This window comes from Mitsuaria sp. CC2 (assembly GCF_048957715.1).
In the GTDB taxonomy this organism is placed as follows: Bacteria; Pseudomonadota; Gammaproteobacteria; order Burkholderiales; family Burkholderiaceae_C; genus Roseateles.
In genome coordinates, this window is record NZ_JARVXN010000023.1 from 1 (window position 1) to 22,289 (window position 22,289).

Below are 22,289 nucleotides of genomic sequence, written 5' to 3' on the forward strand. Positions count from 1 at the left end.
TAGGCGCGATTGGATTCGAACCAACGACCCCCACCATGTCAAGGTGGTGCTCTAACCAACTGAGCTACGCGCCTGGAAAACTCGGCCAGTGGCGGTCAATCCACTGGTCAGAAAAACAAATCGCCCGCCGTGTGAAGCGGGCGATCCATCGAGGTGTCCCGGAGGACTTGCCTACCAATTCTGGTAGGCGCGATTGGATTCGAACCAACGACCCCCACCATGTCAAGGTGGTGCTCTAACCAACTGAGCTACGCGCCTGGAGAAGCCTCGCAGTATATGCCGGATTCTTGAGGTCGTCCAGAAAGTCGAAGCAAAAAACACCGCGATGGCCCGACGTTCTCGGCAGGGCCGCCAGCGGCAGACCCTGAGACCTCCGCGCAACGAGGTCAGCGACGGCGCGCACTGCGCACGCCCGAGACCTGGGAGAGCGCCACCAGCGTCTGCTGCAGACGCTGCGCGTCGCTCACCTCGACGGTGAAATTCATCCGCGACAGGTCGTTGCGCAGCGGCTTGCCCTTGCCGCTCTGCTGGTTCACCGAGATCACGTTGAGCTTGTCCTTCGCGAACAGCTCCAGCACGTCGCGCAACAGGCCGGGCCGGTCCGTGGCCTCGACGACCAGGTCCACCGGGTACATCGCGCCCTTGCCCGCGCGGTCCGGCGCGGGCTCGCCCCACGCGACGGCGATCACGCGCTCCGGCGCCGACTGCGCCATCTGGCGCAGGTTGGCGCAATCGCAGCGATGGATCGCCACGCCCTTGCCGCGCGTCACGTAGCCGGTGATGACATCCGGCGGCGCCGGCCGGCAGCAGCGCGCCAGGCTCGTCAGCAGCGAGTCCACGCCCACCACCAGCACGCCGCCCTTGGGCGTGCGCCCTTCCCCGACCGTGCCCTTGGTATGCCGCTGGACGAGCAGTTCTTCCTCGTCGGCTTCCGGCACCGGCGGACGCAGCAAGGTCTCGATGTTGCGCAGCGAGTACTCGTCCTTGCCGACGACCTCGAACAGCGCATCGGCGCTCTTGAAGCCCAGCCGCCCCGCCAGGTCGTCGAGCTTGATCGCCGTCTTGCCCTCGCGCTGCAGCAGCTTCTCGACGAGCTCGCGCCCCTTCGAGATCGTGTGCGTCTGCACCTGCGCGTTGAAGTAGGCGCGGACCTTGGCCCGGCTGCGCTGGCTCTGCAGATAACCGAGCTCCGGATTGAGCCAGTCCATCGACGGACCGCCCTCCTTCAGCGCGACGATCTCCACCGTCTGGCCGCTCTGCAGCGGTGTGTTCAGCGGCACCATCTGGCCGTCGACCTTCGCGCCGCGGCAGCGGTGGCCCAGGTCGGTGTGCACCGCGTAGGCGAAGTCCACCGCCGTGGCGCCCGCGCACAGCTCGACCACGTTGGCCTGCGGCGTGAACACGTAGATGCGGTCGTCGAAATTCGAATCGGTCTCGGCGACGTAATCCCGCTCCCACGCCAGCAGTTGCCGCAGCACCGCCTTGCGCGCCTGCGCGACCTGTTCCTCGAACTCGCCCGCCGCGCTCACACCCGCATAGCCCTTGGTGCCCGCCTCCTTGTAGGCCCAGTGCGCGGCGACGCCGTGCTCCGCGTGCTCGTGCATCGCGCGGGTGCGGATCTGCACTTCCATCGGACGGCCGTCCGCGGCGATCACCACCGTGTGCAGCGACTGGTAGCCGTTGGGCTTGGGACGGGCGATGTAGTCGTCGAACTCGCCGTCCACCGGCAGGTAATGCTCGTGCAGCTGCGCCAGCACCGCGTAGCAGTCCGCCACCTCCGGCACGACGACGCGCAGCGCGCGCAGGTCGAAGACGCGCTCCAGCGTCAGGCCTTTGCCGCGCATCTTCTTCCAGATGCTGTAAAGGTGCTTGGGCCGCCCCTGCACCTGCGCCTCGATGCCGTGGCCCTGCAACTCGCGCTCCAGCGCGGCCCGCACCGACTCCACCGACTGCTCGCGTTCGACGCGCTTCTCGTGCAGGCCCTTGGCGAGCTGGTGGTATTGCTCCGGCTCGGTGAAGCGGAAGGCGAGGTCCTCGATCTCCCACTTGATCTGCCAGATGCCGAGCCGGTTGGCCAGCGGCGCGAAGACCTGCAGCGATTCCGCCGCCAGCTCACGCGGGCACGGCGTCTTGCTCGCCGCGAACCAGCGCAGCGACTGCAGGCGCGAGGCCAGCCGCAGCAGCACCACGCGCAGGTCGCGCGAGAACGCCAGCAGCATCTTGCGCACGAGCTCGGTCTGCTCCTGCCGGCGCTGTGCCTCGACGCGCGCCTCGCGCGCGGCGCGCTGGATCTGCACCAGCCGGCGCGTGTGCGCGACCAGGCTCGCGTCGCTCTCGCCGAAGGCCTTGGCGACGATCTCTTCCGGCTTGTTCAGGTAGTCGCCGGCGTACACCAGGTAGGAGGCCGCCTGCATCGACGGCGCCGCGCCGACGCCGGCCAGGATCGCCGCCACGCCGTCCGCGTGCGCCAGCGCCGGCTCGCCGGTGCCCAGCAGGTGATCGGCCAGCAGCGGTTCCGCAAACGCGCGGGCGCGTCGCACCGGATCCATCGTCTCTTCGGCGCGCGGCTGCGCCGTCGGCAGCCGGTGAGGCAGGTCCCCGTCGAGCAGGGCCACGATGGGCGCCGCCTGGTCCTGCCGCAGCCCCAATTCCGTCTTCATTCGTCGTTCATCCGTGTCGTCGGGGCCGCGAGGGCCGCCGGGACCTCATCCGCGCGCCAGGAATTGCTCCACCACGCGGATCTGTTCTTCATGCACCAGCGTCGGCGCATGGCCGACCCCGGGGAACTCGTGCAGCTCGGCGCGCGGGCCGCGCTGCGTCATCAGGTCGGCGGTGGTGCGCGTCAGCAGGTCCGATTCGCCGCCGCGCAGCAGCAGCGTCGGGCAGCGCACCGCGTCGTACGCGGCCCAGAGCTGCGCCTCGCCGGCCTTGGCCAGCTCCGGCGTCAGGCCGGCCAGGCCCTGGCCGATGCGGGGGTCGTAATGCAGCCGGCAGCGGTCGCCGTCCGGTTTGAACATGGCCCGCGACAGCGCCAGCCATTGATCGTCGCTGTGCGGTCCGAAGCTCTGCGAGATGCCGCGCAGATAGTCGGCGCCCTGCTGGCAGTTCTCGAACTGCGGCGCGCGGCCGAGGTAGCTCGCGATGCGCTGCAACGCGACGAACTCGATCGTCGGTCCCACGTCGTTGAGGATCAGGCGCTTGATCGGGCTGGCCGGCATCGCCGCCAGCGCCAGGCCGATCAGGCCGCCCATCGAGGTGCCCAGCCAGTCCACCTGCCCCACGCCCAGGCGCGCCAGCAAGGTGACCATGTCGGAGACGTATTGAGGCAGCTGATAGTTGCGAGGATCGCCCAGCCATTCCGACTCCCCGCGTCCGACGACGTCCGGGCAGATGACACGGTAGCGGTCGCTCAGGCGCTGCGCGATGACGTCGAAGTCGCGCCCCTGCCGAGACAGCCCGTGCACGCACACCAGCACCCGAGGGTTGTCGGACTGCCCCCACTCCCAATACGCGACCCGGTGAAGGCCGCAAGGGCTCAGCGCCTGGACTTTTTTCAACAAGGGTTCAGACATCGCTCGTATCCTTTGTCCCCATCCTAACAACCCTGAAGAGGACGCGGCATGTTGAAAGGCAAGACGGCGCTGGTCACCGGCTCCACGAGCGGCATCGGATTGGGAATCGCCCTGACCCTCGCCAAGGAAGGCGCGAACATCGTGTTGAACGGCTTCGGCGACCACGCCGGGCCGAAGGCGGCGGTCGAGGCGCTCGGGGTCCAGGTCGGCTACCACGGCGCCGACATGAGCAAACCCGCCGAGATCGAGGCCATGATGGCCTACATCGACCAGGCATTCGGCGGCTGCGACATCCTGGTGAACAACGCCGGCATCCAGCACGTGGCGAATGTCGACGACTTCCCCCCGGAAAAGTGGGATGCGATCATCGCGATCAACCTCAGTTCCGCCTTCCACACGATGCGGCTGGCGCTGCCGGGCATGAAGAAGAAGAACTGGGGCCGCGTCGTGAACATCGCGTCCACGCACGGGCTGGTGGCGTCGGCGGGCAAGTCGGCCTATGTCGCGGCCAAGCACGGCCTGGTCGGCCTGACCAAGTCGGCGGCGCTGGAGACCGCCCTCCTCCCCGTCACCGTCAATGCGATCTGCCCCGGCTGGGTGCTGACCCCGCTGGTGCAGAAGCAGATCGACGACCGCTCGGCCCGGGAGAAGCTCGATCCCGCCGAGGCCAAGCGTCAGCTGCTGGCCGAGAAGCAGCCTTCGCTGCAGTTCACGACGCCCGAGGAACTCGGCGCGCTGACCGTGTTCCTGTGCTCGGACGCCGCCGTCAACGTGCGCGGCCAGGCCTGGGCCATGGACGGCGGCTGGACCGCGCAGTGACCTTCACTGGATGCTCAAGGGAGCATCACTTCGTCAACAGCACGCTGCCGTTGACGTTCACCGTGACGGTCGCCTTGCCCGACTCGACCGGCAGGGCCTCGTCGGCGGACGACGCCATGGTCTTCATGCGGGCCATCGGCGCCGCCATCATGGCCATCGGCTGGTCCGCGTTCACGCTGACCTCGCCGATGCGGTAGTTCGAATAACCGAACTCCTTTGCGTAGATCGCCGCCTTGCTCTTGTAGCTGGCGATCGCCTGCGAGACGACCTCGCCCTCAGCCTTCTCGCGCGCCTCGCGCGACAACCCATAGCTGACGTTGGCGATGGCCAGCGAGCTGATGCGGCCGCTCAACTTGGAAATCGCCTCGATGTCGCGCCCCTGCACCAGCAGCTCGACGCTGCCCGTCCAGCCGGTGATCTGCGGCGCGGCGCTCGAGCTGCCCTTGGGTTGGCCGTAGCGGGGATAGACCGACAGGTTGCCGGCCTGCAGCTCGACCTGCCCCGGCCTGGCGATCTTGCGCGCCTCAGTCAGCGCGGCGTCGAGCGCCTGCTTCAGTTCGTTCTGCACCGCGGCGGCGTCCTTGCCCTCGCGGGTGGTGGAGAAGCGCAGCTGCAGCAGGTCGCGGGTCACTTCGGTCGTGGCGGAGGCGCTCAGCGACAGCAGGTCGGTACGCGCGGCCTGGGCGGCCTGGGCCTGCGCCATCCCGGGCAGGACCGCGACCGCGCCGGCGGCGATCAGGGTGCGGGCGATCATCTTGGAGCTTCGGATCATTCGGGTTCCTACGGAGAGTCCAGGTGGGAACCAGCATAACGTGTGAGGAAAGCGTCACGGTTGACCGACGACGGGCACCGTCCATCCGCCTTTTTGTGTCATTCATCGGCCTCAAGGAGGGACATAGACAGCCCTGTTACAAAAGATGTAACCATTCGGTAAGGACTGATTCATCCCGCAAGCAGGTCGAAAAACTGCCCTTACAGTCCCGCTGTTACAAATTCCGGAGTGGCCGCTATGCAATCCACAACCCGCCCCAACCGTGTCCTGGTCGTGGACGACGACGCCCGTATCCGGGACCTCCTGCGCCGTTATCTGGCGCAGGAAGGCTTTGAAGTCCTGCTCGCCGAGGACAGCAAGGCGCTCAACAAGCAGCTGACGCGCGAGACCGTGGACCTCATCGTCCTGGACCTGATGCTGCCCGGCGAGGACGGCCTGTCGATCTGCCGCCGTCTGCGCGCCGCGGGAGACAACACGCCGATCATCATGCTGACGGCCAAGGTCGAGGAAGTGGATCGCATCGTCGGTCTCGAAGTCGGCGCCGACGACTACCTGGCCAAGCCTTTCAACCCGCGCGAACTGCTGGCCCGCATCAACGCGGTGCTGCGCCGCCGCCCGCCGCCGGAAGCGCCGGGCGCGCCGTCCAAGGAACCGATGACGGTCCAGTTCGGTCCGTTCGAGTTCGACCTGGCGCTGCGCCGCCTGGCCAAGAACGGCGAACCGGTGCCGCTGACCACCGGCGAGTTCTCGATGCTCAAGGCCCTGGTGCGCCACCCGCGCCAGCCGCTGTCGCGCGACAAGCTCGCGATGCTGGCCCGTGGCCGCGAGTTCGAGCCTTTCGACCGCAGCCTGGACGTGCAGGTCTCGCGCCTGCGCAAGCTGCTGGAAGAGGATCCGGCGCAACCGCGCTTCATCCAGACGGTGTGGGGCGTGGGCTACGTGTTCGTTCCGGACGAGGCGGCCTGATCCCGTGGCACCCCCGCGTCTGGCGCTGAACCTGTTCTGGCGCACGTTCGCGCTGCTGGCGCTGCTGCTGGCCGCCGGCGTGCTGGCGTGGCAGCAGACCTTCAAGGCCCTGGAGGCCGAGCCCAAGGCCCTCGAGGCGGCGCAGCAACTGGCCGGCCTGGTGAACCTGTCGCGCGTGGCGCTGACCAGCACGGACGCGATCAACCGCGTCGCGGTCGTCAAGTCGCTGGCGCGCAGCGAAGCCGTGTCGGTGGAGGTCGCCGAAGCGACCGACCGCTGGCTGCCCTACGAGAACTCGCCCTTCGCGCAGCGTCTGCGCAAGGAGCTGGTGTCGAGGCTGGGCCCGCAGACCGTGCTGGCCAGCGGCCTGAACGGCGTGCCGGGTTTGTGGGTGAGATTCGACGTCGGTCCGGACCAGTTCTGGCTGCAGACCAACGCGGCGCCGCTGCAGGCCAACATGTCCAGCAACTGGTGGTGGATCGCGATCGCGCTGGGCGCGTCGCTGCTGGGCGCGGCGGCCATCGCGCGGCTGATCAACCAGCCGCTGCGCGAGCTGTCCATCGCCGCGAGCCGCATCCGCGAGGGCGAGTACGACTCGCGCCTGGACGAGAGCACGCTGACCAGCGAGATCCGCGAGGTCAACATGGGCTTCAACCGGATGGCGCGCGAGCTGGCCAAGATGGAAGAGGACCGCAGCGTGATGCTGGCGGGCATCTCGCACGACCTGCGCACGCCGCTGGCGCGGCTGCGGCTGGAAGCGGAGATGAGCGTCAACGACGAGCAGGCGCGGACCTACATCGCGCAGGACATCGACCAGCTCGACGCGATCATCAACAAGTTCATGGACTACGCACGGCCGAGCGAACTGCAGCTGCAGGCGCTCAACCTGCGCGAGCTGGTGGAACGCGAGGCGCAGGGCTTCCGCGATCCGCAGCAGATCCAGATCAGCGTGCGCCTGTCCGCGGCGCTGCGCATCTGGACGGACCCGACCGAGCTGGGCCGCATCCTGCTGAACCTGTTCGAGAACGCGCGCCGCTACGGCCATCACGGCGACGAGCCCACCCGCGTGGAAGTCACCGCCGAGGCCGACAGCGCCTGGGTGCTGCTGACGGTGCGCGACCACGGACCGGGCGTGCCGCCGGACAAGCTCGCCAAGTTGACGACGCCGTTCTACCGCGGCGACACCGCGCGCACGGCGGCGACCGGCGCGGGCCTGGGCCTGGCGATCGTCGAGAAGTCGGTGCAGCGGCTGGGTGCGCAGTTGCGGCTCGCCAATGCCGACGACAGCGGCTTCGTCGCGCAGCTGCGACTCAAGCGCGCGAGCGTTTGACGCTCGGCATCGCCACCGCCGCTGGCCCTCACCCCTGTCCTCCCCCGCCAGCGGGAGAGGGCGTCCTCCCGGCGCGGGTCAGTCGGAGGCGCGGACCAGCAGACACACCGCGCGCGCCTCGATCGCCTTGAGTTCTCCGACCGGCCCCATCTTCTCCGCCGTCTTCGCCTTCACGTTGATCTGGCCGGCATCGACCCCGAGCACTTCGGCCAGACGCTGACGCATCAGCGGGATGTGCGGCGCCATCCTGGGTTGCTGCGCGACGATCGTGCTGTCGAGGTTGCCGATCACCCACCCCAGGTCCTTCACGCGACGGTAGGCCTCTTCGAGCAGCACCATCGAATCCGCGCCCTTGAACTCGGCCGCGGTGTCGGGAAACAGCTTGCCGATGTCGCCCAGCGCGGCGGCGCCGAGCAGCGCGTCGGTGATCGCATGCGCGAGCGCGTCGGCGTCCGAATGGCCCAGCAGGCCGTGCGTGTGCGGGATGGTGATGCCGCCCAGGATCAGCGGCCGGCCGGTGACGAGCTGGTGGGTGTCCCAGCCCTCGCCGATGCGGAAATTCAGAACCATTGCAGGATTGCCTTGAACTCGAATCAATTCGGCAGCGCGTTCGTGACGACGAGCGGCCCGTTGCGGGTGACGATCATCGTGTGCTCGAACTGCGCGGAAAGGTTGCCCTTGACGCCGGAGAGGGTCCACCCGTCGGCTTCCTCGTCGACCCAGCGGCTGCGGGTCGACAGGAAGGGTTCGATGGTGATCACCATGCCTTCGGTGAGCACACGCGTGTCGTTGGCGTCGTAGTAGCCGGGGATGCTCTTGGGCTCCTCGTGCAGCGAGCGGCCGACGCCGTGGCTGCAGAGGTTCTCGATGATCTTGAACTTGTGCGCCTTGGCCACGCGTTCGATCGCGTGACCGATGCGGTTGAGCTTCGCGCCGGGCTTCACCTCCTTCATCGCCTGTTCCAGCGCGTACTGCGCGGCGAAGACCAGCTGCGTCTTGGTCGGCGTCGTCGGCGGGACGATGCGCGTGCCGCCGGTGTCGCCGAAATAGCCGTTCAACTCGGCCGAGACGTCGACGTTGACGACGTCGCCCTTCTGGATCACGCGGTCGCCGGGGATGCCGTGCGCGGCCTGCTCGTTGATCGAGATGCAGGTGGCGCCGGGGAAGTTGTACATCACGCGCGGCGCGGACTTCGCGCCGAATTCGGTCAGCCAGCGCTCCCCCATCTGGTCGAGCTCCAGCGTGGTCATGCCGGGACGGATCGCGTCCAGCATGCGGCGCAGCACGGTGGCGACGGCCTCGCCGGCGGCCTTCAGGCCCTGGATATCGTCATCGGATTCGACAGTCATGCGCGGCTCCTCAGCAGGCGTTCGGCCAACGCGAAGTCGGCGGGATAGGTGACCTTGAAATTTTCCATGGAGGCTTCCACCAGCCGGGGCGCGTGGCCGAGGGCCTCGATCGCGCTGGCCTCGTCGGTGATGCCGTCCAGCGGGCCGGCCAGCGCCGGCATCAGCAGGCCCAGGCGGAACATCTGCGGCGTCTGCGCGGCCCACTTGCCACGGCGGTCGACGGTGGCGGCGACGCGCAGGGACGTCGACGCGCCGGGGTCGGTGCCGGGGCTCGCGAGCGCCGCGTCCTTGAGCGTGTCGGCCACGGGCAGCGCGAGCAGGCCGCCGACCTCGTCGTCGTCGCAGGCCGCGATCAGGGCCTCGACCCATTCGGCGCGCAGCAGGCAACGGGCGGCGTCGTGCACCAGCACCCAGTCATGCGGCTGCGCGCCGCGCTCGCGCAGGTCCTGCAGGCCGGCGGCGACGGTGTCGGCGCGCGTCGCGCCGCCGGTGCGCGCGATCCAGCCGCGTTCGCCTTCGAAGCCGGGCACGGCGGATTCGAACTGGTCGTCGTCGGGCGACAGCACGACCAGCGTGGCCTCGATGCGCGGGACGGCACCGAGCGCCGCCAGGGTGTGCGCGATCATGGCGCGGCCGGCGAGCGGGACGTACTGCTTGGGGCGGTCGGCGCCGGAACGGCTGCCGACGCCCGCGGCCGGCACCAGCGCGAAGCAGCGCGGGGTCAGGCCGATGGGAAAGGAACTCATGGAGCGATTGTAGGGATCGGCGAAACTCCGGCCTTCAGCCTCCCCTGTTCCGCCTGCCGTGTTCGCCATCGCCGACATCCACCGCCGCCTGACCGCGCTCGGCGCCAACGAGGCGCATGCGGGGCGCGTGCTGCGCCACTGGGTGCAGGCCCGGCCGCTGACGCAAGGCCGGCGCCAGCTGGAGCACTACCTGCCGCAGGCGGTGCGCGAGGCGCTGCCGGCGCTGATGGACGAGCTGCACGGCCTGGCCACGCTGATCGAGCGGCATCCGGGCGAGGACGGTTCGGCGCGGCTGCTGGTGGGTCTGCGGGACGGCCAGACCGTCGAGAGCGTGCTGCTGCCGCGCGACGGCCTGTGCGTGTCGAGCCAGGTCGGCTGCGCGGTGGGTTGCCGCTTCTGCATGACTGGCAAGGACGGGCTGCTGCGGCAGGTCACCAGCGCCGAGATCGTCGCGCAGGTCGCGCTGGCGCGGCGCGAGCGGGTGGTGAAGAAGGTCGTGTTCATGGGCATGGGCGAGCCCTCACACAACCTGGAGGCGGTGATGGAAGCGATCGAACTGCTGGGCCTCGAGGGCAACATCGGCCACAAGCACCTGGTGTTCTCGACGGTCGGCGACCTGCGCGCGTTTGAACGGCTGGCGGCAGGGCCGGTGAAGCCGGCGCTGGCGCTGTCGCTGCACACCACGAAACCGGACCTCCGCCGCGAGTTGCTGCCGCGCGCGCCACGGCTGACACCCCGAGAACTCGTCGAGGCCGGAGAGCGCTACGCCCGCGAGACCGGCTATCCGATCCAGTATCAGTGGACGCTGATCGAAGGCGTCAACGACGGCGAGGATGAGCTCGACGGCATCGTCGAGCTGCTGAAGGGCCGCTACGGCGTGCTCAACATGATCCCCTACAACAGCGTGCCCGAGCTGCCGTATGAACGGCCGGCGTGGGACAAGGCGCGCGACATCGCCCGCCGGCTGCAGGGGCGCGGCGTGCTGACGAAGCTGCGCGACTCGGCCGGGCAGGATGTGGACGGCGGCTGCGGGCAATTGCGGGCGCGGAGCTTGGAGACGCATCCGCTGTCGATGCGCGAAGCGCGCCGGACGATCGCCATCACGCCGGCGGGCTGAGCACCGACGTCAGCGCTGCGGTCGGGGCGCGGTCACCGGTCTCACAGCGCATACCCCACGTTCACCCACAACTGCGGCGCCCGGGCCTTCGGATCCGATACCGAGGTCCGCTGCAGCGACGTCCCGATGCGCCATCCCGCCGTGCCTTCCGCGCTCCACGGTCCGTGCTGCCAGCGCAGACCGACGCCCGCGCCCGCCAGCATCCGGCCCTGCGGCAAGGCTTTCGCGCGGGCGCTCGTGTCCCACGGCGTGTGGCTGAACGTCACGCGCCCCGCATCGACGAAACCGAACGGCTCCAGCGCCTTCCAGCGGTAGCGCAGCTCCGCCTGCGCCAGCACGCCGTGATCGCCGGAGGCCTCGCCCAGCGGCCAGGCCCGCACGCTGCGCGCGCCGCCCAGCGAGAACTTGCGCGACGGATCCAGGTTCCTGTCCGAGAACTGCCCGCTCCCGCGCAGCAGCAGTCCCCAACGGGTCCACTGCCGGAGCAGCGCCGCGTCCGCGGACAGCACCAGATACTGGCCCGCCACCCGGGCCGACGCCGCGTCCATGGCCGCCGCGGTGGCGTCCCGGAGCCGCACCTCGCCCATCTCCATCCACATCCCGCCCCAGCCCGCCGTGCCCGGCGACGGGTAGCTCACCCCCTGCAGACCCGTCGTCACCGCGAAGGCCCGCCGACGATCCTCGATCGCCACCGCCTTCTGCGCGTTGCGCATGTCCCGCCCCTCCACGCCGAACTGCCAGGTCAGGCGCCCCGTTCCACGCGTCGTCAGCGGCACCGTGGTCATCACACCCATGGCGTCCACCCGGCCCTGCGCCTCGAGCGGCTTGAATTCCCCGCCCAGTCGATAGTGGTTCCGGCTCGCGGTGAGCGCGACCCGTGCGCCGCCGTGGCCCAGCGGCACCTGGTAGGCGGCCGCGCCGTCCCACCCCTTGCCGCTGTTGCCCCCGCCGCTGGCGGTCAGGCGATCCCCGAAAACGAGCAGGCCGTTCACATGCGCGGCCACACTGCCGCGCTCGCGGCCCGAATACCGGTTGCCGTGGTTGTCGACCCGCAGGTCCAGGCCCCAGCGGCGGGTCTGGTCCACGACCAGCTCGACGTCCCCCTCGCCCACCTCGTCGCCCGGACCGAGGCCCGCCGTGATCGACACGCCGGGCAGACGCGACACGGCGTCGACCTGCCGTTCGAGCTCATCGCCGATCGGACGCCCCGGTATCAGCGCCCCCAGCCAGGGCGCCGCCCCGCGCGCCGCGCCGCCGCGCAGCGTCACCTCGCCATACCGGCCTTCGACCACCACCAGCCGGACCACCCGGCCCTCGCGATCCGGCGCCGGCACATGCACCCGCGCGAACGGCCGCCCGGCCGCCCGCACCTGGCGCTGCAAGGCGTCCGCCACCGCCTGGATCGACGACTCGTCCGAGCGGAAATCGAGCCAGGATTGCCAGTACCGCCGCACGTCCTCGGCATCCAGCACGCTGAGCCCCTCGATGTGCAGTCGCCATCCCGCCGATCCGGTGCACGACGAGGTCGAGCCCGTCCGCGAGGACTCGGGACACGATGTTTCGGCGGCGTCGACCGGGAGGCTCCAGAGGCCGGCGGCGCAGAACGCCAGTCCTGCCAGCCCGCGGACGATGCCAGGCCGCCGGGGCGTCCCCGGACAGGGCGCCGGAAAAGGCGCGCGCCCGGGTCGATGACATGGAGAGGCTCCAGGGAGAGGCAGCAAGTTCATGAATGCAGCGAGGGCGGAGAAGGGTGATGAGTGATGAGCGGCATCGCGGCTTGCGCGGGACGCCCGTTTCCGGGAAGGGTCAGGGCTTGCCTTCTTCCGAAGACGTCTCCTTGAGACGACACACGCCCTGATCGACCTTCAGCGGTGAGGCCGGCGGCTTGAGCAGATCCGCCAGCGGACGCTCCTCGCAGGGACGTCCGGGCGGACGGAACTGCCCCAGCGCATGCACGCAGCCCGACACCGCGCCGCAGCCGCCGATGGACACCCCGACGGCTCGCGTCGAACCGCCGGACGTCCCGGCCCCCCCGGGATCGACGACGAACACCGGCTTCGGGCCGGATCCGGGCTTCCCGATGGACGTGGACGTCTCGATGGACGTGGACGTCTCGATGGACCCGGGCATCTCGATGAGCCCGTGCTTCCCGTTCGTGTCAGGCTGACCGTTCGTGTCAGGCTGACCGTTCGGGTCGGGCTGACCGTTCGGGTCGGGCGTCCTCTCCGGGTCCGGTTGCTCGACGACGCCCGGTCGAACCGTCCCCTCCGGCGCCGGGTCGATGCGCAGCCCGTTCAGCGTCAAGGTCGACGGCACGACATAGTTGCCGCCGTCCCGCCCGCTCAAGCGGACATCCCGGACCGTGACCGTCCTGCCCTCGCCCGGCCCGGCGTCATCGAATTCGGCCGCGCCGTGCACGACCGTCACCGCGTCGCCGGGCAACGGGTCGGCGCCCAGCGAGAGCGTCACCTGCGCATCGAGGGTGCCGTCCGCCGTTTTCGGCTGCACCACACCGGCGACGGACAGCGGCACCGGGTGGATCGCGGCAACCGTCTCCCAGATGGATTCGCTCCCCGCGTCGGGAATGCCGCCGCCTTGGCGTGATTCCCGCCCGGGCGGTCGCAAACCGGCCCGCTCCTCGCCGTCGTAACCCGTCAGCCAGGCGCGGAAATGCACCGTCTTCGCCGGGCCGGCCTGCTTGTCGACGAACGCGGCCTCCACTCCCGGCCTCAGGTTGCTGGTCGGAAGGAACTCGACGCCGGACAGTGCGACGCGCTCGACCGCGACCTGCGTGCCGCCGTCGTAGCGCTTGTCGGCCCCCACCAGATCGAGCCCGGCGCCCGACGCGTCGACGACGAGGTGGTCCGCTTGCACGACGTCCAGGGTCAGGACCGGCGCGGCGGGTCCGGCCGCCTTGGTCGGCGGGTCGCCGGGCAGAAGGAACGACACCGTGGACGCCGGTGTGCGGATCGCCGTCCCCGGCTGCATCCGGATCGACGACGGCTGCGCGTGCGTCGACCTCCGATCCGTCCGAAGCACCACATCGCCGGCGACCCGCTGGATGTCGGCCGCCAGCGAGACGCGCCCGCCCGTCAGCGAGAGCATTCCCGAAGCGTCGTTCGTGGTGACGACAGGACGCTTCACCACGAGCTCATCGGCCGCGGTCAACTGCACCGCGCGCCCCCGATCCAGCCACACGGACAGCTCGCGGGCCGCCAGGCGGCCCACGCTCGGATCCAGGTTCGCAGGCGGGTCGCCGCTCGGCGGCGGATCGCCGTCCCCGATCTCCCAGGCGCGGGCGCCGAGATGCAGCGCCCCGCCCGGCGTCGAACCGAACACGACGGTCGGTCTCGGTCGATCTCCCGAACGAGCCAGCACCTCGATGGTGCCGGACCGGCCGGTCTCGCCTGCGCCCTCGACGGACAGCCGCACGCCCTTCTGCGCCACCATGCCCGTTTCCGAGCTCAGGCTCACGCTTCCGCCGTGGCCCGCCTGGATCGCGTTGGCATTGAATTCCTGACGCCCCGCCAGTTGCAGGGCCGCCGCAGGAAGGGCGCCCGTCGCGTGCAAGCGAACGCTGCCACCCTGCAGACGCCCTGTCGCATCGACGCCCCCATGACGCCACGTGATCGACGAAGCGTCCACGGTGAACTCTCCGCCGCGTCGCCCTCCTTGGACCGAGACATGGCCCCCGTCGCCGACGATCCCGCCCGCCGCCCGCACCGTGATCCGGCCACCGTCGCGCGCACCTCGCGCATCGAGCCCCCCTGAGAGCGTCACGCCGTCACGACCGACGATCTCGATCGTCCCCCCATCGTTCGCGGTACTCGCCGCATGGACGTTGCCGACATTCACCGTCTGGCCGACCAGACGCACCTGTCCGCCCCGGCCCACCTCGCCGCCGACGATCAAGGGCGCGGCCACCTCAAGCTTCCCCGCGGCGTCGATGTCGACCACGCCCATCACCCCCGCGAACCTGGGGTCCGTCGCGGTCGACGTGGCCTCGATGGCGACCGGCGCCCCCAGCCTGACCTCGTCACCCGACATGCCGACGCTGACATCGCCACCGCGCACCCACAGACGCCCGCCTGGCGCCTGAAGACCGCGCAGATGGACGGTGCCTCCTTGCAGCAGCGCGATCCCGCCCCGATGCAACCGGACATGACCCTGGAGATCGATGGCCGCGCCGCCGCCCGGCTCCCGGAGTGCCTGGACGTCCAACCCCGTCCAACCGTCGCCCGCCTGCCTTCGTGTGCTGACGCCCAGCGCGCCGGCGACCACCAGCGAGTCCGGGCCGAAGATCACGCCGTTTTCATTGAGGAGGAAGACCTGCCCGTTGGCGGACAGCTTCCCCAGGATCTGGCTCCGCTCGGCGCCGATCACCCGGTTCACCACGACGGACGTCCCACCGGGCTGCACGAAGGTCACGGACGCCGAGGCCCCGATGTCGAACCCCTGCCAGGCGATCGCCGCCCGTTCCGTCGTCTGCGTGATCACCATGCGGCCGGGGTCGGGCGTGTCGACCCGCACGTCGCCGGCCCGGAAGGCATGTCCCTGCGGCAGGGCCGCGGGCGCCGGCACCTGGGCTCCCGCCGGCGGCAGGGCGGCCATGCCGGCCAGCCCCGCCGCTGCCGCCAGCACATACCGACGCACGACGGGTCGGGTGGATCTGTGCCGCGGCGGCCGTCCGGTCCGCTGCATGCTGTCGATGAAGGGTCTGCGCATGAGAGAGGTGAGCCCGAATGAAAACCGACATTCTTCGAAGCCGCGAGCGCTTCACCAATCGTTCAGGCTCACCATGCGCGCCGACGCGCCCGCCTCATCGCGCCGCAACCATCCCGGAATGCATCAGGAACTCCGCGCCGGGTACGCCGACTGCTCCCAGGCCCGGATCGCTCCTGCCACGCGCTGTCCGCGCGTCCTCCCTACAATTCCCGGCAAGCCCCTCCCGGGGCTGTCCTCATTTGTGCGCCATGCAGCTGTCCACGATCTCTCCCGGCAAACGCTTCACCCTGCCCCGTCCCGCCGGCTCCGCCGACGCGCTGCTGCTCGCCCGCTTCGCGCGGCAGCAGCAGGCGGCCGGCCGCCTGACGCTGGTCGTCACCGCCGAGCCCGGCGACACGCAGCGCCTGGAGGACGAGCTCAAGTTCTTCGCGCCCGAGTTGCGCGTGGCCGTGTTCCCCGACTGGGAGACGCTGCCGTATGACAACTTCAGCCCACACCAGGACCTGATCTCCGAACGCCTGGCCACGCTGTGGCGCCTGTTGCAGGCCAACGGCAAACCGGTGGCGGAGCGCGATCTCGACGTCGTGCTGCTGCCGGCGACCACCGCGCTGACACGACTGGCGCCGCCGTCCTTCCTCGCCGCAACGACCTTCAACTTCCGCCAGAAGCAGCGCCTGGACGAGGCGGGCCTGAAGCGCCAGCTCACGCTGGGCGGTTACCAGCACGTCAGCCAGGTCGTCTCGCCCGGCGAGTACGCCGTGCGCGGCGGCCTGATCGACCTCTTCCCGATGGGCTCGCTGGTGCCCTACCGCGTCGACCTGTTCGGCGACGAGGTGGATTCGATCCGCGTCTTCGATCCCGATTCGCAGCGCTCGCTGTACCCGGTGCCGGAGGTACGCCTGCTGCCCGGTCGCGAGTTCCCGATGGACGAGGCGTCGCGCAAGGCCTTCCGCGCCCGCTGGCGCGAGAAGATGGACGGCGATCCGACCAGGTCGCGCATCTACAAGGACATCGACACGGGTCTGGCCACCGGCGGCATCGAGTACTACCTGCCGCTGTTCTTCGACGAGGTCGCCACCGTGTTCGACTACGTGAGCGCCGAGGCGGGCCTGGTGCTGCACGGCGACGTCGACGAGGCGCTGCAGCGCTACTGGACCGACACCCGCGAGCGCCACCGCTTCCTGCAGCACGACCCCGACCGGCCGATCCTGGCGCCCGAGGAGATCTTCCTGCGGCCCGAGGAGTTCTTCACCGCGACGCACCGACACGCGGTGCTGGCCGTGCGCGGTCGCGACGCCGTCGACTACGCGCGTCCGCTGCCCGACGTCAGCGTCGACCGCGGCGCGCAGGAGCCGCTCGCGCGGCTGGCCGCGCACCTGAAGGAGACGACGTTCCGCGTGCTGCTGCTGGCCGAGAGCGAAGGCCGTCGCGAGAGCCTGCTCGAACTGCTGCGCGACAACCGGATCGATCCGCCGTCGGTGAAGGACCTCGCCGAGTTCGAGGCGAACAAGCACGAGCGCTTCGCGATCACCGCCGCGCCGCTGGCCGCGGGCTTCTTCTGGAACGAGCCGGAGGAAGGTCGCCAGATCCAGCTGTTCACCGAGACCGAACTCTTCGCGACCACGCCCACCACCCGGCGCCGCCGCAAGCAGGAGCAGGTCAGCGACGTCAATGCGCTGATCAAGGACCTGTCCGAGTTGAAGGTCGGCGATCCGGTCGTGCACACCAGCCACGGCATCGGCCGCTACCTGGGGCTGGTCAACATCGACCTGGGCGACGGTCCGAGCGAGTTCCTGCATCTGGAGTACGCCGACAAGGCCACGCTCTACGTGCCGGTCGCGCAACTTCACCTGATCAGCCGCTACACCGGCGTCAGCGCGGAGGAAGCGCCGCTGCACAAGCTCGGCTCCGGCCAGTGGGACAAGGCCCGGCGCAAGGCGGCCGAGCAGGTCCGCGACACCGCCGCCGAACTGCTCAACCTCTACGCCCGCCGCGCCGCGCGCGAGGGCCATGCATTCCGCTACTCGCCGCACGACTACGAGGCCTTCGCCGCGAGCTTCGGTTTCGAGGAGACGCCCGACCAGCGCGCCGCGATCCACGCCGTGATCCAGGACATGATCAGCCCCAAGCCGATGGACCGGCTGGTCTGCGGCGACGTCGGCTTCGGCAAGACCGAGGTGGCGCTGCGCGCCGCCTTCGTCGCGGTGATGGGCGGCAAGCAGGTCGCGCTGCTGGCGCCGACCACGCTGCTGGCCGAGCAGCACTACCAGAACATCGCCGACCGCTTCGGCAAGTGGCCGGTCAAGGTCGCCGAGATGAGCCGCTTCCGCTCCGCCAAGGAGATCAAGGCGGCGATGGAAGGCCTGGCCGACGGCTCGATCGACATCGTGATCGGCACGCACAAGCTGCTGTCGGCCGATGTCAAGTTCATGCGCCTGGGCCTGCTCATCATCGACGAGGAACACCGTTTCGGCGTGCGCCACAAGGAGGCCATGAAGGCGATGCGCGCCGAGGTCGACGTGCTGACCCTGACCGCCACGCCGATCCCGCGCACGCTGGGCATGGCGCTGGAGGGCCTGCGCGACCTGAGCGTCATCGCCACCGCGCCGCAACGCCGCCTGGCCATCAAGACCTTCGTGCGCAGCGAGAGCAGCGGCACCATCCGCGAGGCGGTGCTGCGCGAGCTCAAGCGCGGCGGCCAGGTCTACTTCCTGCACAACGAGGTCGAGACGATCGAGAACCGCCGCATGAAGCTCGAGGAACTGCTGCCCGAGGCGCGCATCGTCGTCGCCCACGGCCAGATGCCCGAGCGCGAGCTGGAGCGCGTGATGCGCGAGTTCGTCGGCGGCAAGCACAACGTGCTGCTGTGCTCGACCATCATCGAGACCGGCATCGACGTGCCCAGCGCCAACACCATCGTCATCAGCCGCGCCGACAAGTTCGGCCTGGCGCAGTTGCACCAGCTGCGCGGGCGGGTGGGTCGCTCCCACCACCAGGCCTATGCCTACCTGATGGTCCCGGACGTCGAGGGCCTGACCAAGCAGGCCGCGCAGCGGCTGGAAGCGATCCAGGCGATGGAGGAACTCGGCTCGGGCTTCTACCTCGCGATGCACGACCTGGAGATCCGCGGCGCCGGCGAGATGCTCGGCGAGCACCAGAGCGGCAACATGATGGAGATCGGTTTCCAGCTCTACAACGAGATGTTGTCCGAGGCCGTGCGTTCGCTGAAGGCGGGTCGCGAGCCCGATCTGCTCAGCCCGCTGGCCGCGACCACCGAGATCAACCTGCATGCCCCCGCGCTGCTGCCGGACGCCTACTGCGGCGACGTGCACCAGCGGCTGTCGCTGTACAAGCGGCTGGCGACGGCGGACCGCGCCGAGCAGATCGACGCGATGCTCGAGGAGGTCACCGACCGCTTCGGCAAGCTGCCCGCGCAAGGCCAGACGCTGTTCGACACGCACCGCCTGCGCGTGCTGGCCAAGCCCTACGGCGTGATGAAGATCGACGCCGCGCCCAGCGTCATCAACATCAACTTCCGGCCCAACCCGCCGATCGATCCGATGCGGGTGATCGAGCTGGTGCAGAAGAACCGCAACATCAAGCTGGTCGGCAACGAGAAGCTGCGCATCGACAAGGCGCTCACCGATCCGAAGGACCGCGCGCAGGCCGTGCGCGAGGTGCTGCGGCTGCTCGGCGCGCCGGTGACGCAGCAGTGAGCGGCCACCACTGACTTGAACTGCTGGAAGGCGTCACGCAGTCCACGAATTCAGGCCAGTGCGCGAGAGGCAACATCTTCCTAGACTTCATCGCATCGAAGTTTCTGGAGTGATTCGATGCCCCATGTGATCGTCGACTTGAGGAATGCGCCCCTGCCCGCAAAAGTCAGGGAAATGAGCGAGGACGAAGACGACGGGTTCTACGAGATGATGGTGGCGGAGCGGGAGGCCCGACACCGCGGCCTGGAGAACATGCCCCGTTGCCTGGCCTGCCCGCACCTGCCGCAGGACGAGGTCGAGCCGGACCTCGACGACTTCTCGCTCACCCTGATCGAGATGCGGCGTCATCGGCGCGTGGCCTGCCATGCGCAAGGCGATTGCAACGATTGCCCCTATCTCCCGGAGAACTACGGCAAGCCCGTCCGCTTCCGGGTGCTGGGCGTGGACGACTGGGGCGACAACATGGCCGCCGAACAGATCCGGCGCGCGCGATTCCAGGATTGGGAGGCCCGCCATGCAGCCGACTAAGCCGCTGTTCATGTTCGACTCCAACATCGTGAGCGCCCTGGTCGAGCCCGAGGGGACCTTGCGTCGTGAACTCTGCGAACAACGCTTGCAGCAGCTCGACGGCGACCTCGCCATCAGCGTGGTCGTCGACGCGGAGGCCCGCGCGGGTTTCCGCAAGAGCATGTCGATCCGCAAGGAGGCTCGATTCCTTGAACTCAAGCGGCGCATGCGTGTCGAATACATCGATCGGGACCTCGAGATCGCCGAGATCTACGCGATCGAGCGGGCCGCACTGCTGCGCGCAGGGCTGCCCTTGTCAGAGCTCGACACCTTCATCGTCGCGCATGCGATTGCGCTCGGCGCCACGCTCGTGAGCAATGATCGGTCGATGTCACGCGTGGAACGGCTGAAGTTGGAGAACTGGCTGCTGCCGGAGCGAACGCGGGCGCGTCGCCATCCCGGTGTGGCCGAGCCGATGGCCGGCTACGCGGCGGGTCGCCGCTTCTGGCCGGCACAGGACCACCGCTCGCCGGCTGTCTGGATGGCGCATCCCGATCCGGCCTCGTACGTGCGTTCGCTGGCGCAATGATGCACGTCCCGGCCAGTGCGCTAAGCTCCCGCCCGTCCCCGCCGACTGCTCCAAGTGATCTTCGGCGGGGCTGTCCCATTCAAGACCGCGCCCGCATGACCTCCTCGTCGACCTCCCCGGCTCCGCTCTCCCCGCTCGTCCTGCAAGGCTTCACGCCGCCGCTGGCGCTGCGCGACTTCAAGCTCGCCGCGTTCGACATGGACTCGACGCTGATCGCCATCGAGTGCATCGACGAGATCGCCGCCGCCGCGGGCCGCAAGGCCGAGGTCGCCGCGATCACCGAGGCCGCCATGCGCGGCGAGATCACCGACTTCAAGGACAGCCTGCGCCGCCGCCTCGCGCTGCTCCAGGGCGTCGGCGAGGACGCGCTGGCGCAGGTGCTGCGGGATCGGCTCACCTTCAATCCCGGCGCGCGCGAGCTCTGCGCGGCGCTCAAGGCCGCGGGCCTGAAACTGGTGCTGGTCTCCGGCGGCTTCACCTACTTCACGCGCTTCGTCGCCGCCGAACTCGGCATGGACTTCGTTCGCAGCAACGCGTTGGAGATCGTCGACGGCCGCCTGACCGGCGGCCTCGTGATGCAGGACTGGGGCGACATCTGCGACGGCGAGGAGAAGCGCCGCATGATGCTGGACTGCGCCGGGCGCATCGGCGCGACGCCGGCGCAATGCATCGCCGTCGGCGACGGCGCCAACGACCTGCCGATGATGGGCGCCGCCGGGCTCTCCGTCGCGTATCACGCCAAACCCAAGGTGCGTGAGCAGGCGATGGTCGCGATCAACGACGGCGGCCTGGACCGACTCCTCGACATCCTGCGCTGACATGCCGCAGGTGCACCCCGACCACGGCCTCCAACAGCGAGGGCGCGCGTCGGATCACTCGGGTGACAAGATCGTGCCCCGACCCGGCCGGCCGGCGGGCGTCTCTATTCTCAATGACGCCCTGCCGCCACCCTTCCTTCTGAATCCCGTCAGTTCCGCCTCCGCGGTCACCGGCTTGCCGCGCCCCGCTGCCGGGGTGTCGAACCGATACCGTGTGAGCAGCTTCACGTTGCTGCCGCTCAGGTCGATGCCGGTCGCGCTTTCCGATTCGGCCCTGGCGGCATTCGTCCCGTCGTAGCGCTTGTCCTCAATGCTGAATCTCAGCGACAGCGGCCGATCGATCGACAGCGCGGCGGTCCACAGCGGACCCAGGACGACCGGAGTGGATGCGCCGGTCTTGATCTCGACCCGTCCGCCGGGCACCTCGGTCACACCCGACGCGCGAACCGCGTCCTGGATCTTGACCAAGCCGTAGTCGTTCACGGACTCCAATCTCCCTTGCTCGTCCAAGGTGGCGTGCGTGCCCTGGCCGATCCCGACGGTCCCCCGGCGGGCCCAGACCACGCCCCCCTGCGCCACCTCGCCAGCCCCCGCCAGGGTCAGCACGCCGCCCTGACGAATCCGGATCACGCCCTCGTTGGTGACCCGCCCGTACTGATCACGGGCCAGGTTCACCGGTGGAGCAGGTGATGTCATCTCGTCCGTCATCATCGCGGCCGCCACCAGTCCGGCCGCGTCGATCCGCGCCGTCCTGCCGATCAGGATCCCGTTCGGATTCAGCAGGTAGACACGGCCGTTGGCGTTCAGCGTGCCGTCGATGCGGCTGGGCAGGGAGTCTCCGACGACGCGATGGACGATGAAGGCCTCCGGCGACGGCTGCTGGATCTCGACGTGGTGGCCGGCGCCGACGCTGAACGCCGTCCAGTCGTACTTGGCGCTGGCGCTCCGCTGCAGGATCGTCATGCGGTTCCCGCTGCGCGAGACCTCCGCGACGCCTTGACGCAACTGTTCGCCCACAGGCAGCGTGGCGAGAACGGAACCGGCGACCACCCCGGCCTGGGTCAGAAGGACAACGACGCTCATGGCGAGCCATTCTGTGAAGCCTCGTCCTCGGCGCCAATGACCCACTCCGGCCATCGCCGGACCCGCGCTGGCTGGGCGACGGTCGTGCGTTCCCGCCATGCACCAGGAACCGCCGGGCAGGTGCGCCGACGCGGCATGGCCGTGGCGAGCTTGCGTCGCGCGCTTGAACTCGCTGGAACG

17 protein-coding genes and 2 tRNA genes are annotated in these 22,289 nt (G+C 69.5%); 8 read left to right on the forward strand and 11 right to left on the reverse strand.

Annotated elements, in window-relative coordinates; all coding sequences use genetic code 11:
• The 4 genes from PV762_RS16120 to PV762_RS16135 form a co-directional block, all read right to left on the reverse strand.
• Positions 1-74, reverse strand: a tRNA-Val gene (locus PV762_RS16120).
• 107 nt (positions 75-181) lie between these two features.
• Positions 182-258: transfer RNA gene (locus tag PV762_RS16125), tRNA-Val, on the reverse strand.
• A gap of 128 nt (positions 259-386) precedes the next feature.
• On the reverse strand, positions 387-2,660 hold the full coding sequence (locus tag PV762_RS16130; protein ID WP_421036021.1) for a RelA/SpoT family protein: 2,274 nt from the start codon (positions 2,658-2,660) through the stop codon (positions 387-389).
• Positions 2,661-2,705: 45 nt separating this feature from the next.
• Positions 2,706-3,572 carry an alpha/beta fold hydrolase gene (locus tag PV762_RS16135; RefSeq protein WP_421036022.1) on the reverse strand — a complete coding sequence of 289 codons (867 nt, stop codon included), beginning with the start codon at positions 3,570-3,572 and terminating at the stop codon, positions 2,706-2,708.
• Positions 3,573-3,620: 48 nt separating this feature from the next.
• On the opposite strand from PV762_RS16135, the gene PV762_RS16140 reads away from it, so the two are divergent.
• Entirely contained in the window at positions 3,621-4,391 is a 771-nt protein-coding gene (locus tag PV762_RS16140; RefSeq protein ID WP_421036023.1) for a 3-hydroxybutyrate dehydrogenase, read from the forward strand.
• Positions 4,392-4,416: 25 nt separating this feature from the next.
• Here PV762_RS16140 and PV762_RS16145 read toward each other — a convergent pair whose 3' ends face one another.
• The gene (locus PV762_RS16145; RefSeq protein ID WP_421036024.1) at positions 4,417-5,163 is read right to left on the reverse strand and encodes an SIMPL domain-containing protein; all 747 of its coding nucleotides are present in this window, start codon (positions 5,161-5,163) and stop codon (positions 4,417-4,419) included.
• A 237-nt stretch (positions 5,164-5,400) separates the two neighbouring features.
• On the opposite strand from PV762_RS16145, the gene ompR reads away from it, so the two are divergent.
• Entirely contained in the window at positions 5,401-6,129 is a 729-nt protein-coding gene (ompR, locus tag PV762_RS16150; RefSeq protein WP_421036025.1) for a two-component system response regulator OmpR, read from the forward strand.
• 4 nt (positions 6,130-6,133) lie between these two features.
• Positions 6,134-7,459: an ATP-binding protein gene (locus PV762_RS16155; protein ID WP_088405158.1), complete on the forward strand. Its 1,326-nt coding sequence runs from the start codon at positions 6,134-6,136 to the stop codon at positions 7,457-7,459.
• Between the two features lie 78 nt (positions 7,460-7,537).
• On the opposite strand, the gene ispF is transcribed toward PV762_RS16155, so the two are convergent.
• Genes ispF through ispD form a run of 3 tightly spaced genes read right to left on the reverse strand, consistent with a single transcriptional unit; the run spans position 7,538 to position 9,554 of the window.
• Entirely contained in the window at positions 7,538-8,029 is a 492-nt protein-coding gene (gene ispF / locus PV762_RS16160; RefSeq protein ID WP_421036026.1) for a 2-C-methyl-D-erythritol 2,4-cyclodiphosphate synthase, read from the reverse strand.
• A 23-nt stretch (positions 8,030-8,052) separates the two neighbouring features.
• Positions 8,053-8,808: a type I methionyl aminopeptidase gene (gene map / locus PV762_RS16165; RefSeq protein ID WP_421036027.1), complete on the reverse strand. Its 756-nt coding sequence runs from the start codon at positions 8,806-8,808 to the stop codon at positions 8,053-8,055.
• A complete protein-coding gene (ispD, locus tag PV762_RS16170) occupies positions 8,805-9,554 on the reverse strand; it encodes a 2-C-methyl-D-erythritol 4-phosphate cytidylyltransferase (RefSeq protein WP_421036028.1) in 750 nt (249 codons plus the stop codon). The genes map and ispD overlap by 4 nt, the downstream gene beginning before the upstream one ends.
• A 58-nt stretch (positions 9,555-9,612) precedes the next feature.
• Between ispD and PV762_RS16175 the strand changes: the two genes are divergently transcribed.
• Positions 9,613-10,671 (forward strand): RNA methyltransferase, encoded by a 1,059-nt coding sequence (locus PV762_RS16175; RefSeq protein ID WP_421036029.1) that lies wholly within the window; start codon positions 9,613-9,615, stop codon positions 10,669-10,671.
• Between the two features lie 41 nt (positions 10,672-10,712).
• On the opposite strand, the gene PV762_RS16180 is transcribed toward PV762_RS16175, so the two are convergent.
• A complete protein-coding gene (locus tag PV762_RS16180) occupies positions 10,713-12,398 on the reverse strand; it encodes a ShlB/FhaC/HecB family hemolysin secretion/activation protein (RefSeq protein ID WP_421036030.1) in 1,686 nt (561 codons plus the stop codon).
• Positions 12,399-12,477: 79 nt separating this feature from the next.
• Positions 12,478-15,396, reverse strand: coding sequence for a filamentous hemagglutinin N-terminal domain-containing protein (locus PV762_RS16185; protein ID WP_421036031.1), 2,919 nt, complete (start codon positions 15,394-15,396; stop codon positions 12,478-12,480).
• Positions 15,397-15,644: 248 nt separating this feature from the next.
• Between PV762_RS16185 and mfd the strand changes: the two genes are divergently transcribed.
• The 4 genes from mfd (at position 15,645) to serB (ending at position 21,026) form a co-directional block, all read left to right on the forward strand.
• On the forward strand, positions 15,645-19,112 hold the full coding sequence (mfd, locus tag PV762_RS16190; RefSeq protein WP_421036032.1) for a transcription-repair coupling factor: 3,468 nt from the start codon (positions 15,645-15,647) through the stop codon (positions 19,110-19,112).
• A 174-nt stretch (positions 19,113-19,286) separates the two neighbouring features.
• Entirely contained in the window at positions 19,287-19,640 is a 354-nt protein-coding gene (locus tag PV762_RS16195) for a hypothetical protein (RefSeq protein WP_421036033.1), read from the forward strand.
• The gene (locus PV762_RS16200) at positions 19,627-20,208 is read left to right on the forward strand and encodes a PIN domain-containing protein (protein WP_421036034.1); all 582 of its coding nucleotides are present in this window, start codon (positions 19,627-19,629) and stop codon (positions 20,206-20,208) included. Before PV762_RS16195 ends, PV762_RS16200 begins: the two co-directional genes overlap by 14 nt.
• 95 nt (positions 20,209-20,303) lie before the next feature.
• Entirely contained in the window at positions 20,304-21,026 is a 723-nt protein-coding gene (gene serB / locus PV762_RS16205; protein WP_421036035.1) for a phosphoserine phosphatase SerB, read from the forward strand.
• Between the two features lie 54 nt (positions 21,027-21,080).
• Here serB and PV762_RS16210 read toward each other — a convergent pair whose 3' ends face one another.
• The gene (locus PV762_RS16210; RefSeq protein ID WP_421036036.1) at positions 21,081-22,109 is read right to left on the reverse strand and encodes a filamentous hemagglutinin N-terminal domain-containing protein; all 1,029 of its coding nucleotides are present in this window, start codon (positions 22,107-22,109) and stop codon (positions 21,081-21,083) included.
• Between the last annotated feature and the right edge of the window lie 180 nt (positions 22,110-22,289).